Below are 14633 nucleotides of genomic sequence, written 5' to 3' on the forward strand. Positions count from 1 at the left end.
CGACGAGGTCTGGGGGGGGAGGGGTCAGGCGACCGGGGCGGCGGGGGCCGCCGAGCGGTCCACCTTGGTGGTCCCGAAGTCGAGGCGCTGGTCGCGCACCGCGTCGTACGTCGCCTTGATGGCGATGGACGAGCGGTCGTAGGTGCGCTGGGCGACGCGGACGAACAGGTAGTCCACGACCGTGAGCTGCGCGATGCGGCTCGACATGGCGCCCACCCGGAACTGCGTCTCGCGGGCGGTGGTCGCCAGCACGACGTCGGACACGAGGCCGATCGGCGCGTCGGGGAAGTTCGTGATCGCCGCCGTGAGGGCGCCGCGCTTGCGCGCGATCTCCAGGGCCTGGTTGGTCTCGCGCGTCTGGCCGGAGTGCGAGACCGCCACGGCCACGTTGCCCGGCTCGAGCAGCGCCGACGAGGCGAGCTGCTGGTGCGGGTCGGGGGAGCTGAACACGAAGACGCCGATGCGCTGCAGCTTCATCGCGAGGTCGGCCGCGGCGAGGTTGGACGATCCGACGCCGTAGACGTCGACCCGCTTGGCCTCGGAGATCGCCACCGCGACGCGTTCGATCGCGTCCGTGTCGATCATGCGGGCGGTCTCCTCGATGGTGCGCGCCTCGTGGAACGCGATCTTGGAGACGACGGCCTCGATGTCGTCGGTCTGGTTGATCTCGCCCTCGGCGATGCCGGACCGCTCCATCTCGACCTCGCGGCGGCTGGTCGCCTGCGCCAGGTCGATCCGGAACTCGGGGTAGCCGGCGTAGCCGACGGCGCGGCAGAACCGCACCACGGTGGCCTGTGACGTGTCCGCGTGCCCGGCGAGCTCGGTGATGGTCGAGGCGACGACGGTGTTCGGGTCGTCGAGGACCGTCTGCGCGACTCTCGCCTCCGCTGGCCGCAGCGTCGGCAGTGCGCGCCTGAGTCGGACGAGGACGTCACCTGTCATGTCGCATCTCCCGGGATGGTGTGGTGAGGCTGGGTCGAGAACATACACCCGTACCGGGGACCCGGGCACAGCACGTCAGTGAAGGACCATGCGGGTGAACTGCCGTCGCTCACTGAAGCTCGTCGCCAGGCAGGTCGGTCGCCGAGAGCTGAGCGGTGAGGAGGTCGGTGCCGCCCACGTCCTCAGGGGTGTCACGGCTGGTGTGGTGGCCGTCGACGCGGATGGTGAGCCACGGCCGGAACCCCGTCACGGAGTGGGGTGCCTCGCGCAGCCGGCGAGCCAGGTGGAGTGCGCCGTCCAGCGGGGAGCCTCCGCTCGGTACGAGCGAGACGTCGGGGCGGTCCTCCGAGAGGTGCTTGGTGAGCGACACCGTGAGCGGCGACTCCTCCTGGACCAGGCGACCGGTCGTGGAGGCCAGCGGCGGGATGTCGCGGCCCAGGGCGCTCGCCAGCGTGTCGGCGAGGTGCCGCCCGGCCTCCTCGAGGATCCGGATCGACGTGGCGTCACCCTCCGCCGCGGCGATCATCACCTCGGGTGCCATCGACGCGAGCTGCTTGGCGCGCTCCGCGTTCTTGTAGAACTGGTTGGGCCAGCTCTCGATGAGGCCGAACTTGGCGACGGCCGCCTCGAGCAGGCGCTTCGACGCACCACGGCTCGCGCCGTCGTGGTACCGGCCCGCGGCGCGGAGCGCCTCGCCGCCGACCCAGACGCCCGCGCCCAGGTCGCCGAGCAGGTGTCCCCAGCCGTCCGCGCGGCGCCAGCGGTTCACGCCGTCGTAGCCGAACGCCACGGCGCCCGTGCCGACCGACAGCACGGCTCCGGCGCGCCCGCGCAGGGCGCCGAGGTGTGCGGTGAGTGCGTCACCCGCCACGGCGGTGCGGTTGGTCCGCAGCTCGCGGGCGAGGATGTCGTGGATCTCGAGCGGCTTCTCGACCAGCGAGGTCAGGCCGGTGATGCCGACCGCCGCGGACGAGACGGGAGCGGTGCTGCCGTCGCTCATGCCGTGGTGGCCCATGCGGGCGGCCCACGCGTTGAACGACTGGCACAGGGAGGCGACGACCGCCGAGGCGTCGCTGCCGTGATGGTTGACCTTGACGGCGCGGCCGCTGAGGCTGATGCGCTCGGGGTTCACGGAGTTGCCGAACTCTGCGACCAGGCGCGAGCCACTGCCGCCTACGTCGAGAGCGACGACCCAGGCGTCAAAGCCCTCGACCGCCACTCCATCAAATCCCTGTGAGTGTTCCGACACCAGGTCATTCTGACACGAAACCAGGGCAAGGTTGTCTAAAGAGAAGAGGAAATTCTGGTCTGTTCTGACGCCTCTTCTCGCCAAATATCGGACGTGCCCGACGTCGGACCTCACCTTCCGTACCCAAGGCTCGCTCCGACGTCGGACACCACAGGCACCGTCGCCTACTGTGAACACGTGCGAGGAGAGTTCAAGGTTCCACTCGGAAAGCTGGTTCGTGTCGAGACCGAGGTGGACGGGGCGGCCGGTCCGCCGGGCCGGCTGACCGGCACCAGGGTGAGCGGGGACTTCTTCCTCGAGCCCGACGAGGCGCTGGAGGCCATGGGAGCTGCGCTCGACGGGATGCCCGCCGACGCGTCGAAGGCGCAGCTCGCCGAGGCGGTGCGCGGCGCCCTGGACGGCGCCACCGCCGTGGGCTTCGACGCGGACGCCGTGGCGGTCGCGGCCCGCCGCGCGCTCGGTCACGCGACGGCCTGGGAGGACCACGAGTTCCAGGTGATCCGCACCCCCGCGGTCTCACCCCTGCTGAACGTCGCGCTCGACCAGGTGCTCACCGAGGAGCTGGGTGCCGGGCGCCGCGGGCCGACCCTGCGGTTCTGGGAGTGGGACGAGTCCGCGGTGATCATCGGATCGTTCCAGTCGTTGCGCAACGAGGTGGACTCCGAGGGCGCCGCGCGGCACGGAGCCCGCGTGATCAGGCGGATCTCCGGGGGCGGCGCCATGTTCATGGAGCCTGGCAACACCATCTCCTACTCCCTGTACGTGCCGGGCTCGCTCGTCGACGGGCTGAGCTTCGAACGGTCCTACGCGTTCCTCGACGACTGGGTGATCGGCGCCCTGCACGGCCTCGGCATCGACGCCGCGTACGTGCCGCTCAACGACATCGCCTCGCCCGCCGGCAAGATCGCCGGTGCCGCCCAGAAGCGGCTCGCCGGCGGCGCCGTGCTGCACCACGCGACCATGGCCTACGACATGGACGCCGACAAGATGACGGACGTGCTGCGCATCGGGCGCGAGAAGCTCAGCGACAAGGGCACCCGCAGCGCCAACAAGCGCGTGGACCCGCTGCGCTCGCAGACGGGGCTCGGCCGCGCCCAGGTGATCGACGCGCTCGAGGCGTCGTTCCGCGAGCGGTACGCCGCCGTGCCGGGCGAGATCACGCCGGACGAGTGGGCGCTCGCGCGGGCTCTGGTCGAGTCGAAGTTCGGCACTCCGGAATGGACCGCGCGCGTGCCTTAGTCGCGGGTGAAAGGGGGCGTGCCAAGATGGGCAATCACGGTTTGGTAACACCCCTAGCATGCACTTCACCCGGTCAGTAATCTCCACGCAATGCCGCGTATTGGGAAGTTCATTTCTCAGAAATATCACTTGGCTACTCTCGCGGCGCCCGGCGCAGGACCAGCGGAAGGAAGCCGAAGGATGACTCGAGCGATGCGACGGCCCGTGGCGGCAGCCACCGGAGCACTGCTTCTCGCGGCCACGACGGCCGCCTGCGGCGGAGGCAGCGGGGGCGACAGCGAGGGCGACGGCACCCTCAGCGTGTGGATCATGCAGGGCACCAACCCCGGCGCGGAGGACTTCTTCGCCGACGTCTCGACCGCGTTCGAGGAGGAGACCGGCGCGACGCTCGACGTCGAGTTCGTCGAGTGGGCCGACGCCCACGACCGGTTCGTCACCTCCATCGCCGGCGGGACCACCCCCGACGTCGCCGAGACCGGCACCACCTGGACCCCCGAGTTCGCCGACGCCGGCGCGCTCGCGCCGCTGGACGAGTACGTGGACGCTGCCGGGGTCACCGACGACCTCGTCGAGGGCCTGGTCGACGCGGGCACCTACGACGGGCAGCTCTACGGCATGCCCTGGTACGCCGGCGTGCGCTCGCTGGTCTACAACACGGAGCTGTTCGAGCAGGCCGGCGTCGAGCCGCCCACCACGTGGGCCGAGATCGAGGACGCCGCGGCGGCGCTCAAGAAGGAGTTCCCCGACAAGATCGCCGTCGCCGTGCCCGGCGACGCGGAGTTCACGGTCTACCCGTGGGTGTGGGGCGCCGGCGGCGAGGTCGCCACGCTCGACGGCGACACCTGGACCTCGGGCCTCGACAGCCCCGAGGCGCAGGAGGGCATCGGGTTCTGGACCGGGCTGGCCACCGAGGGCGGGTACTCGTCGGCCGGCGCCACCACGTGGCGCGAGACCGACGTGCTCGACTCGTTCGCCGCGGGCGACGTCGGCATGGCCGTCATGGGCTCGTGGACGCCGGGCGCGATCGTCGAGGCCAACGCGGACATGGAGGGCAAGTTCGCCGCCGTGCCGATCCCGGGCCAGGACGGCGGCATCGCGCCGTCGGTCCTGGGCGGCTCGCACCTGAGCGTCTTCGAGACGGCCGACGACAAGGACCTGGCCTGGACGTTCGTCGAGATGATGACCACCGGCGAGTTCGCGCAGCAGTGGGCCGAGCAGTCCGGGTACTTCCCCGGCCAGGTGTCGCTGCTCGACGAGACGCTGGAGAGCACCGACCCGCTGGTCGCGCCGTTCGCCGAGCAGTTCGTGGACGGCGGCGCCTCCGTGCCGGCCGCGCCCACCTACGGTGCGGTGCAGGCCAAGGCCACCACGAGCACGATGATGCAGTCGATCCTCTCCGGGGACGCGGACGTCGCCGAGGCGAGCAAGGCCGCCGCCGAGGAGATGACCGGCCTGCTGAACGGTTCCGAGTGACCCTTGGCTGACTCCCTGGCGACAGCCACCGTTCCGCGCCTGGGCAGGGCCAGGGCCGCCGTCGTGCGGCCCTGGCTGCTGCTCGCCCCCGCCCTGGCCGTCCTGGCGGTGCTGCTGCTGTGGCCCCTGGTGCGGGTGTTCCTCTTCTCGCTGCAGGACTACGGCCTGCGGGAGATCACCACGGGCGAGCCGAACTGGATCGGCCTGGAGAACTTCCGGGAGATCCTGGCGACGCCCGAGCTGTGGACGGTGGTGCTGCCCAACACCGTCGGGTTCGCCGTGCTGTCCGTGGCGGGCACCGTCGCGTTCGGCACGGCCGTCGCGGTGCTGCTCGCCTCCCTGGGCACCTTCTGGCGCACCGTCACCTCCAGCGCGATCATGGCGGCCTGGGCCATGCCCGCCGTCACCGGCACGTACGTGTGGGTGTGGATCTTCGACGCCGACCGCGGGGTCTTCAACGACGTCCTGATGAGCCTCGGCCTGCTGGACGACCCGACCAACTGGTTCACCAACCGGTGGACCTTCTACGCGATCGTGCTGCTCAACGTGATCCACCACGGCTTCCCGTTCGTCGCGGTGACCGTGCTCGCGGGGCTGCTCGGGGTGCCGAAGGAGATGCTGGAGGCCGCCGAGATGGACGGCGCCGGGTCGTTCCGCCGGTTCTTCTCGATCGTCGTGCCGCAGCTGCGGCAGGTGTTCGCCGTCGTGATCATCCTGTCGACCATCTGGGACTTCAAGGTGTTCGCGCAGGTCTACCTGATGCCCGGCGGCGCCGGGTCCAACCGGTCGGTGCTCAACCTGGGCGTGTGGTCGTACGTCGAGTCGTTCGGGCAGAACCGCTACGGCTTCGGCTCGGCGATCGCGGTGCTCCTGACGGTCCTGCTGCTCGTCATCACCGCGGTCTACGTGCGCACCGTCCTGGCGGAGGAGGAACGATGACCACCACCCGTCAGGCCCCGGCGCCCGGCGGTGCACTCGCCCGGCCGGCCCGCCGCCCGCTGCGCCGCACCGCGCGCCGGTCGCCCCTGCGGCAGCTCGGCAAGGGCGTGCTCGTCGGTCTGCTGCTCGTGTTCACGCTGTTCCCCGTCTACTGGATGCTGAACAGCTCGCTCGACGCGCAGGCCGGGCACACCAGCAGCCTCTGGCCCGCCGAGCCCACGCTCGACCACTACGTGTTCGTGCTGACGGAGGGCGGGTTCGGCACGTTCCTGCGCAACTCGCTGCTCGTCGCGCTCGGCACCGTCCTCATCTCGTCGGCGCTCGCGCTGCTGGCGTCCGTCGCGGTGGCCCGCTTCCGGTTCCGGATGCGCACCCAGATCCTGATGCTGGTGCTCATCGTGCAGATGGTGCCGCTCGAGGCGCTCGTCATCCCGCTCTTCGTGCAGGTCCGCGACCTCCAGCTCCTGGAGACCCTGACTGGCCTGATCGTGGTCTACGTCGCCCTCGCCCTGCCGTTCGGGATCTGGATGCTGCGCGGGTTCGTCGCCGCGGTCCCGGTCGAGCTGGAGGAGGCCGCCTACCTCGACGGCGCGAGCTGGGGCCGCATGTTCTGGTCGGTCCTGCTGCCGCTGGTGGCGCCAGGCCTGGTCGCCACCAGCATCTTCGGCTTCATCACGGCATGGAACGAGTTCATCTTCGCGATGACGATGCTGGGCGGGGCGACCGAGAACTACACGGTCGCGATCGGGCTGCGCTCGTTCTTCGGCGTCCACTCCAATGACTGGGGCGCCATCATGGCCGCCTCCACCATCATCACCGTGCCCGTGATGGTCTTCTTCATCCTGGTCCAGCGCCGGCTCGCCTCGGGCCTGACGGCGGGGGCCGTGAAGGAATGACCGACACGCCCGAGGCCGATCGGACGCGGCGCGCCGTCAACGGCGTGCTCCTGCCGGGGTTCGAGAACGCGGCCGGGCCCGACGGCGCCGGCGTGCCCGCCTGGCTGGCCGATGCCGCCCGCGCCGGCCTGGCGGGCGTCGTCTACTTCGCGCGCAACACCCCCGACGTCGCCACCGCCGCCGCGCTGTCCGCGGCGCTGCACGCGATCTCGCCCGAGCTGGTCATCGCCGTCGACGAGGAGGGCGGCGACGTGTCACGGCTGGAGGCCACCCGTGGTTCGTCCCTGCCCGGGGCGGCGGCGCTCGGCGTGCTGCCGGGCGGCGCGATCTCGCTCGACGCGGGCCGCGCGCTGGGCCGCGTGCTCGCCGCGACCGGCATCGACCTGCTGCTGGGCCCCGTGCTCGACGTCGTCTCCGAGCCCGACAACCCCGTGATCGGCGTCCGGGCCTTCGGCACCACGCCCGACGACGTCGCCCGGCACGGCATCGCGTTCGCCCGCGGCGTGCGCAGCGCGGGCGTCGGCGTGTGCGGCAAGCACTTCCCCGGCCACGGCGCCACGACCGTGGACTCCCACGTGGGCCTGCCGGTCGTCGACGAGCCGCTCGACGTCGTCCGGGCGCGCGACCTCGTCCCGTTCGCGCGGGCCCTGTGCCCCGAGGGGCGGCTCGGGGCGGAGCCGTCCGGGCTCGACGCCTCGCGGCTCGACGTGTCGCGCCGCGACCAGTCCCGGCTCGACGTGTCGCGCCGCGACCAGTCCCGGCTCGACGCGTCGCGCCGCGACCAGTCCCGGCTCGACGCCGTCATGACCGCGCACGCGCTGTTCCCTGCCGTCGGACCGGCGCCCGCGTCGATCGAGCCGCAGGCGACGCGCCTGCTGCGCGAGCTCGGTCACGACGGGCCGGTCGTCACCGACGCGCTCGACATGGGCGCGCTGCGCGGGCTCACCGGCTCGGTCGGCGAGGCCGCCGTCCGCGCCGTCGAGGCCGGCGCGGACCTGCTCTGCCTCGGCCTCGACCCCGCCCTGTACACCGAGTCGTACGACGCCCTGAGCGAGGCCGTCGCTTCCGGGCGCGTGAGCGTCGAGCGGCTCGAGGACTCCGGGGCGCGGACGCGCGCGCTCGTGGCCGCCGTCCACGACCGGCGGGCCGCCGTGGGCGCGGTGACCGACGTCGACGCCGCGCAGCGGGCGCTCGCGGACCTGACCGAGCTGGGCGCCGGCATCGCGGACGCCGTCGTGCGGGTGCGGGGCGCGCACCTGGTGCCGCTCGCGCCGGACGCCCGGCCGGACGTCGTGGACCTGCGCGTGCGGCTGGACCATGCGGCCGGCCGCAAGGCCCGGCACGTCCAGACGGCGATCGCCGACGTCTGGCCGGGGGCGAGGCAGTGGCCGCCGGAGAACGCGCCCGGGGTCCCGCCCGCAGGTTCGCCCGACGCGCTGCCCGGAACCCTGTCCGGGACCCTGTCCGGAACCCTGTCCGGAACCCTGTCCGGAACGCTGCCCGGAACTCTGCCCGGAACTCTGCCCGAGGCCCTGTCGAAGGGGCTCGGACTGGACGATGATGGACTTGGAGTGCTTATTGCCCGATTCACCCGGTACGGTGTGTCGGCGGATCTCGACAGAATCGGTACCGAACGTGGCGCAGAATTTCCTGAAGGCGCTCCGCGCCAGGCCGAACCGCTCGTCGTGATCACCCGTGAACCCGTCCCGGGTTCGGCCGAACGGGGCCGGCTGGAGCGGCTCTGGGTGGTGCGCCCGGACCTGGTGGTGGTGCACACGGGACTTCCCGGGCCGGTCGACGACTGGTTCGGGACGCTGAGCGGTGGTGGCCCGGCGGTCGTGGTGGCGTGCGGGACAGGTCGGGCGAACGCGGCAGCGGCCGTCCTGCGCCTGCGGGGCGTGGGGCCGCGGAACGAGATCGAGCAGTACGAGCACGAAGTCCAAGAGCACAGCGCAAGCAGAACGAAGGGGGCTCGCCGATGATCGCGGAGGCGGGATTCGAACGGCACGCACAGTCGGCGCCGCGCCCGGTCTCACCCACCGAGGAGCGCAACCCGCGCACCCGTGACATCGACGTGGTCTCCACGGCGGACATGGTGCGCATGATCACCGACGAGGACGCCGCCGTCATCGCCGCGGTACGCGCGGCGCACCCGCGCATCGTGGAGGCGATCGACCTGGCGGTGGACGGCATCCGCGCCGGCGGCCGGGTGCACTACGTCGGGTCGGGCACGTCGGGCCGGATGGGCCTGCTGGACGCCGCGGAGCTCCTGCCCACGTACGGCGTGGGCGAGGAGATGTTCGTGCCGCACCTGGCGGGCGGCCTGGGCGCGTTCAAGAAGGCGGCCGAGGGTGCGGAGGACGACGTCGAGGCCGGCGCCGCGCTCGTGTCCGACGTCGGACCGGCGGACGTCGTGTTCGGCATCGCCGCCAGCGGCAACACCCCGTACGTCGGGGGAGCGCTCGACCTGGGCCGCGCCCGCGGGGCACGGACCGTGCTGCTCGCGTCGAACCCGTTCGCCGCCCTGGCGCCGAAGGCCGACGTGCCGATCCTGGTGAACACCGGGCCGGAGGCCATCACGGGCTCCACCCGCATGAAGGCGGGCACCGCCCAGAAGATGGTGCTGAACACGTTCTCGACGGCGGTCATGGTGCGGCTCGGGAAGACCTACTCGAACCTCATGGTCGAGGTGCTCGCGACCAACGCCAAGCTGCGCAAGCGCCTGGTGCGGCTGCTCACGCAGGCCACGGACCTGGAGTCCGACGTGTGCGCGAACGCGCTCGCGGCGACCGACGGCGACCTGCGGGCCGCCCTCGTGATGCTCGTGGCGGGCGTGGACCGGTCGGCCGCCCTGGCGGCGCTGGCCGTCGAGCCGGGGCGGTTCAGCGGGCCATCGGTGCGCGAGGCGCTGGCCCGGCTGGGGATCGAGCCGGTGTAGCCCGGGCCGCCGGGCTCAGGCGGCGACGGCGCGGCGCGGACCGGCGGAGCGGACGTCGGCCGCGAGCTTGGCGACCAGCACGTCGCCGCCCTTGGTGAGCTGCTGCCCGCGCTCGGAGAACCCGAGGCGGCCGTGGAAGCGCATCGACCCGGGGTTCGGCGGGTTCAGGTTGACCTCGCAGGTGACGACGTCGTGGCCGGCGGTCCGGGCGGCGTCGAACACGGCGTCGTAGAAGAGCTGGCCGATCCCGCGGCCGCGGGCGCCCTCGCCCACCACGATGCGGTCGACGTACAGGTGGTCCAGGCCGCGCTCCTCGAACCAGGCGTAGTTCTCGCCCGCCCAGTCCTCGCCGCCCTCGAGCGCCACGACGAAGCCGAGCGGCTCCGCGGGCGCCTGCGGGTCGACGGCGACCAGGGCGAGCGACGACGCGTCGAGCAGCTCGGTCATGTCGTCGGCCGGGGTGTCCGGGACGGCGGGGATCGAGGCGTTGTTCAGACTCACCAGATGAGAGATGTCGGCGTCGGTGGCGGGTCGCAGCACGGTGACGGTGGACATGGCTCTATCACTCCAAGGAGTCGGCGGGGAGTCGGTGGGGAACCCGAAAACGTTAGCCGCCGGGCCGGTGGCGCGTCTGTGACCTGGGTCAAAGAGTGGTAGCGGTCACGGCTGCGGGCCGGGTGCCGGGGCCGCTCAGGGTGCCGGTCGGAGGGCCGGTCGCGGGCCGAAGACCGCCGTTCCCACCCGCACGATCGTCGCGCCCTCCGCGATCGCGAGCTCCAGGTCGCCGGTCATACCCATCGACAGCTCCGTCGCGGAGCCCGTCCCCGGCGCCCCCGACGCGAGCACCTCGTCGCGGATCGCACGCAGCCGGGCGAACCCCGCGCGGACCGCCTGCTCCGACGATCCCTCCAGGCGCGCCCCGATGGTCATGAACCCGGTCAGGCGCAGGCCCGGCAGGGCGGCGGCGGCGGTGGCGAGCACTCCGGCGTCGTCGGGGCCGACGCCGGACTTGCTGTCCTCGCCGGTCACGTTGACCTGCACCATCACGTCCAGGGCGGTGCCGCCGGTGCGGCCGTCGCGCACACAGCGGTCCGAGATCGCGCGCGCCAGATCGAGCGAGTCGAGCGTCTCCAGGCCGGTGGCGGTGGCCAGCACCTGGTTGATCTTGTTGCGCTGCAGGTGGCCGATCATGTGCACCTGGAGCGTGCCGTCCGCCACCCGGTCGGCCACGGCGGGCGCCTTCGCGACGAGCTCCTGCACCCGGTTCTCGCCGATCAGGTCGACGCCCGCGGCCAGCGCCTCGAGCACGGCGTCCGCCGTCTGCGTCTTGGTTGCGACCAGCAGCCGCACCTCGTCCGGGCCGCGCCCGGCGGCGTCCGCGGCCGCGGCGATCCGGCCCCGGACGGTCGCGAGCCGGTCGGCGACCGTGCCGGGTGCGCTCGGGGGCGGCGTCGCCGGGGGCTGGGTGGTGGGCTGGGGCTGGTCGGGCACGGTGCGAGTCTATTTCGGGGTGCCGGGGCAGGCGGACGTCGGCAGACTGGACGGGAGCCTGCGTGCGGGCCCGGCGGAGTCCCGGATCGTTCCGGGACGCTCAGGGTCGGATCAGGGAGGTGCCTGGTTCCGTGACCTGCTGCTCTACGGAAGGATGAGTCCCATGAGAACGCTGCTGAACATCATCTGGGTCATCTTCGCGGGGTTCGGGCTGTGGCTCGGGTACATGCTCGCGGGGGTCATCTGCTGCCTGCTCATCGTCACCATCCCGTTCGGCGTCGCGTCCTTCCGCATCGCGGGATACGCCCTGTGGCCGTTCGGGCGCGAGGTCGTCGAGAGCCCGCGCTCCGGCATCTTCTCGCTGATCGGCAACGTCATCTGGGTGATCGTCGCCGGCTGGTGGCTCGCGCTGGGGCACGTCATCACCGCGATCCCGCTGGTGATCTCCATCATCGGCATCCCGATGGCCTGGGCCAACCTCAAGCTCATCCCGGTCTCGCTGATGCCGCTCGGCAAGCAGATCGTCCCGAGCGACGCGCTGCTGCCGACCTACCGCAAGCAGGTCGCCGCGGCCTGAGCCTCAGGCTCTGCTCGTCGGCGACCGAGCCTGCGGCTCAGTCGCGGGCGATCGGGGCCGTCGTCCCGTTCGTGAGCGTCAGCAGGTCGGCCGGCGCGAGGCCGACGTCGAGCCCGCGCCGGCCGCCGGACACGTAGACGACGTCGAACGCCTCGGCGGACTCGTCCAGCACCGTGGTGTGCCGCGTCTTCTGCCCCAGCGGCGAGATGCCGCCCACCACGTACCCGGTGGCCCGCTCGGCCGCAGCAGGATCGGCCATCGCGGCCTTCTTGCCGCCGGCCGCGCGGGCCAGCGCCTTGAGGTCCAGCTTGCGGTCCACGGGCACGATGCCCACCACGAGCTTCCCGTCGACGTCGGCCAGCAGGGTCTTGAACACCTGCGGCGCGTCGACACCGATCGCCTCCGCGGCCTCCATGCCGTAGCTGAGCTCGCTCGACGGGTCGTGCTCGTAGGGGTGCAGCGTGTGCGGCACGCCCGACTTCTCCAGCGTCACGACGGCGGGCGTCCCGTGGCTGGCGCGGGCGGACTTCGAGTTCTTGGCCACGACGTGATTGTGCCGTGCGGGCCGGGCGCCGGCGCACGGTTTTGCGGTACGGACGCCGCCGTCGGCCCGGGCCCCGGCCCCAATCCCGTGGAGTCCGGTCGGAAACTACGTGGCTAGCGTAGGGGGCGTGCTCGCCCTCCTCGTCCTCGCCATCCTCGTCGGGGGCTCCCTGCAACGCGTGGCGGGAATGGGCTTCGGGCTCGTCGCCGGGCCGTTCATCGTGCTGCTCATCGGCCCGATCGAGGGCGTCCTGTTCGTCAACCTCGTGGGCGCGGTGATGGCGTTGCTCGTGCTCGGGCGCACCATCCGCCGCGTGAACTGGCGGCGCTACGGCTGGCTGGTGAGCGCCTCGGTCGCGATGAGCGTGCCGGCGGCCCTGGTCATCCGGGACGCGAGCGCGTCCGCCCTGGAGATCGGCGTGGGCTCCGTCGTCGTGGTCGCCATGACACTCGCGCTGGTCACCTCCCGCCTGCGCGGCGCGGAGCGGCCCTTCGCGCCGGAGGCTCGGCTGCCGCTCCTGGTGACGGGCGCGGCGGCGGGGTTCGGCAGCGTCGCCGCCGGGATCGGCGGCCCGCCCATCGCCGTCTACTCCGTGCTCGACCGCTGGGACCCGCGCGACTTCGCGGCCACCGCGCAGCCGATCTTCCTCACCAACGCGATCGCCGCCATGACGGCGAAGCTCCTCTTCGCCGACGCCACGTTCCCCGCCTTCGCGGTCTGGGAGTGGGTGACGATCGGCGTTGCGCTCCTGGCCTCCGTCGGGCTGGGCGAGCTGCTCGTGGGGCGGATCTCGGCGAGCGCCACGCGCAAGGTGCTCGTGACGCTCGCCTACGTCGGCGGGTTCGCGACCCTCGGCCGCGGCCTGCTGGACCTGTTCTGAGGGGTCAGTGGAGCGACATGACCGGTTCGCCCGTCGGGGTCAGCCGTGCCGTGCCGAGGTTTCCGACCGTGCAGCTCCCGCTGCGCGGGTTGCCGGCGTTCCAGACCTGGCGCAGGCAGTTGCGCATCGCGAGCTGCCCCCAGTAGCTGGGGTGCAGCGACTCCTGGACGTAGTACGGCGAGTCGCCGATCGTGCTGACGGTCCGGATCTGGTTGACCCACTCGGTCCGGTCGACCGCGCCGGGCGACTGCCAGCTCGGCAGGCCCACCTCCTCGTAGAGGCCGACGCCGGTCTCGCACAGCCGTTTGCCGTCGAACGCGTGCGTCATGTCGAGGGTGCGGACGTTCGGCAGGCCGACGTCGGAGGCGGCGCCCAGCAGCGCGCCGTTGATGGTGGGCAGGGCCGTGGAGTTGGCCCAGTCGGCGTCCTGGTTCCACAGGCCGCAGCCGCCCGTGGACTGGCGGGTGTACCCGGACTCCGAGTAGCGGATCCCGGAGCCGTTCGGCACGGGTGACGGGTAGGTCTGGACCACGAGGGTCCACTGGCCGGTGCTGTACCCGGCGTTGCTCATCGCGGTCGCGACGTTGCGGAGGGCACCCGCTACCCGGGCCCGGATCGTGGCGACGTTCGAGGCGGTGAAGTTGGCCGTGACCGAGCTGTCGTCGTGGCAGTAGTTCTTCCACCAGCTCGGCGAGGTGAGGAAGTTGACGACGCAGCTCTGGACGACGCTCGCGAACTGGAAGTCGTTCCCGCCGATCGAGACGACGACCATCCGGACGTTCCTGGTGGTCGCGGCCTCCTGGAGCATGCGGGCCTGGCCCTTGCCCGCAGAACCCTCGTAGAAGTCGATGCCCGGCTTGAAGTAGGTGCCGGTCGAGGTGGCGGTCGTGGCTCCGCTGCAGGCGAGGTTGAGGCCGTTCACGCCGCCGCCGATGTGGGCCTCGGCGGAGGAGGCGCGGTGGCACCGTGCGATGGTCTCGCCCGTGCCGCCGGCGTTGTCGAAGTAGGCGGTCGGTCCGAGGGCGTCGGCGCGGTCGGAGTCGCTGTTGGAGGCGCCCGCCCAGCGGCCCGCCTCGCCGGAGATGTAGGAGTCGCCGAGGGTCACGACCCACGGGGTGCCGACGCCGGGGCCGTCGGCGGGCAGGGGAGCGGCGGGGGGGGGGGGGGGGGCCGCCGCGGCGCCGCCCGGGGGGGGGGGGGGGGGGGGGGGGGGGGGGGGGGGGGGGGGGGGCGCCCCCCCCCACGGCCGCGCCCGCGACCGTGGCGGTGGCGAGGCAGGTCGAGACGAGCAGGGCGAGGGTTCGCCGGGCGTGCGGGTGTCGGTAGCGGCGGCCGGAGCGGTCGGGAGAGGGCAGGTGCGTCGTCATTGGCACTCCTGTGTCCAGGCAGTGCCGGTGCGGCACTGCTGACCGGATCTTCAATACCGGAGTTTATGCCACGCCCTCACTCAGGTAAATAGACGGCA

Annotated in this window: 14 protein-coding genes; 8 read left to right on the forward strand and 6 right to left on the reverse strand. The window is 72.3% G+C overall.

Annotated elements, in window-relative coordinates:
• Positions 1 to 24: 24 nt before the first annotated feature.
• Both ACIPN7_RS19135 and ACIPN7_RS19140 read right to left on the reverse strand, forming a co-directional pair.
• Entirely contained in the window at positions 25 to 942 is a 918-nt protein-coding gene (locus ACIPN7_RS19135) for a MurR/RpiR family transcriptional regulator (RefSeq protein WP_285107166.1), read from the reverse strand.
• A 109-nt stretch (positions 943 to 1051) separates the two neighbouring features.
• Positions 1052 to 2191: an N-acetylglucosamine kinase gene (locus tag ACIPN7_RS19140; protein ID WP_400545711.1), complete on the reverse strand. Its 1140-nt coding sequence runs from the start codon at positions 2189 to 2191 to the stop codon at positions 1052 to 1054.
• 177 nt (positions 2192 to 2368) lie between these two features.
• Between ACIPN7_RS19140 and ACIPN7_RS19145 the strand changes: the two genes are divergently transcribed.
• From ACIPN7_RS19145 to murQ, 6 genes are all read left to right on the forward strand, one after another.
• Positions 2369 to 3430 (forward strand): biotin/lipoate A/B protein ligase family protein, encoded by a 1062-nt coding sequence (locus tag ACIPN7_RS19145; RefSeq protein ID WP_400545714.1) that lies wholly within the window; start codon positions 2369 to 2371, stop codon positions 3428 to 3430.
• Between the two features lie 180 nt (positions 3431 to 3610).
• Positions 3611 to 4903, forward strand: coding sequence for a sugar ABC transporter substrate-binding protein (locus tag ACIPN7_RS19150; RefSeq protein WP_400545716.1), 1293 nt, complete (start codon positions 3611 to 3613; stop codon positions 4901 to 4903).
• Positions 4904 to 4918: 15 nt separating this feature from the next.
• Entirely contained in the window at positions 4919 to 5842 is a 924-nt protein-coding gene (locus ACIPN7_RS19155; protein WP_400546433.1) for a carbohydrate ABC transporter permease, read from the forward strand.
• A complete protein-coding gene (locus ACIPN7_RS19160; RefSeq protein WP_400545719.1) occupies positions 5839 to 6738 on the forward strand; it encodes a carbohydrate ABC transporter permease in 900 nt (299 codons plus the stop codon). The genes ACIPN7_RS19155 and ACIPN7_RS19160 overlap by 4 nt, the downstream gene beginning before the upstream one ends.
• Positions 6735 to 8720, forward strand: a complete 1986-nt coding sequence (locus ACIPN7_RS19165; protein WP_400545722.1) for a glycoside hydrolase family 3 N-terminal domain-containing protein — start codon at positions 6735 to 6737, stop codon at positions 8718 to 8720. Before ACIPN7_RS19160 ends, ACIPN7_RS19165 begins: the two co-directional genes overlap by 4 nt.
• Positions 8717 to 9676, forward strand: a complete 960-nt coding sequence (gene murQ / locus ACIPN7_RS19170; protein WP_400545725.1) for an N-acetylmuramic acid 6-phosphate etherase — start codon at positions 8717 to 8719, stop codon at positions 9674 to 9676. Before ACIPN7_RS19165 ends, murQ begins: the two co-directional genes overlap by 4 nt.
• A 15-nt stretch (positions 9677 to 9691) precedes the next feature.
• Here the strand turns inward: murQ and ACIPN7_RS19175 are convergent, their stop codons facing one another.
• Together ACIPN7_RS19175 and ACIPN7_RS19180 are read right to left on the reverse strand one after the other, a co-directional pair.
• A complete protein-coding gene (locus tag ACIPN7_RS19175) occupies positions 9692 to 10231 on the reverse strand; it encodes a GNAT family N-acetyltransferase (protein ID WP_400545728.1) in 540 nt (179 codons plus the stop codon).
• 135 nt (positions 10232 to 10366) lie between these two features.
• Entirely contained in the window at positions 10367 to 11167 is an 801-nt protein-coding gene (locus ACIPN7_RS19180; RefSeq protein WP_400545731.1) for a YggS family pyridoxal phosphate-dependent enzyme, read from the reverse strand.
• 163 nt (positions 11168 to 11330) lie between these two features.
• Between ACIPN7_RS19180 and ACIPN7_RS19185 the strand changes: the two genes are divergently transcribed.
• Positions 11331 to 11744, forward strand: a complete 414-nt coding sequence (locus ACIPN7_RS19185; protein ID WP_400545734.1) for a YccF domain-containing protein — start codon at positions 11331 to 11333, stop codon at positions 11742 to 11744.
• 37 nt (positions 11745 to 11781) lie between these two features.
• Here the strand turns inward: ACIPN7_RS19185 and ybaK are convergent, their stop codons facing one another.
• Positions 11782 to 12288, reverse strand: coding sequence for a Cys-tRNA(Pro) deacylase (ybaK, locus tag ACIPN7_RS19190; RefSeq protein WP_400545737.1), 507 nt, complete (start codon positions 12286 to 12288; stop codon positions 11782 to 11784).
• Between the two features lie 127 nt (positions 12289 to 12415).
• Here ybaK and ACIPN7_RS19195 point away from each other — a divergent pair, with 127 nt between their 5' ends.
• Positions 12416 to 13168, forward strand: coding sequence for a TSUP family transporter (locus tag ACIPN7_RS19195; RefSeq protein ID WP_400545740.1), 753 nt, complete (start codon positions 12416 to 12418; stop codon positions 13166 to 13168).
• 4 nt (positions 13169 to 13172) lie between these two features.
• Here ACIPN7_RS19195 and ACIPN7_RS19200 read toward each other — a convergent pair whose 3' ends face one another.
• Positions 13173 to 14273 (reverse strand): hypothetical protein, encoded by a 1101-nt coding sequence (locus tag ACIPN7_RS19200; protein WP_400545743.1) that lies wholly within the window; start codon positions 14271 to 14273, stop codon positions 13173 to 13175.
• Positions 14274 to 14633: the final 360 nt, after the last annotated feature.

Source organism: Promicromonospora sp. NPDC090134, assembly GCF_044746965.1.
In the GTDB taxonomy this organism is placed as follows: domain Bacteria; phylum Actinomycetota; class Actinomycetes; order Actinomycetales; family Cellulomonadaceae; genus Promicromonospora.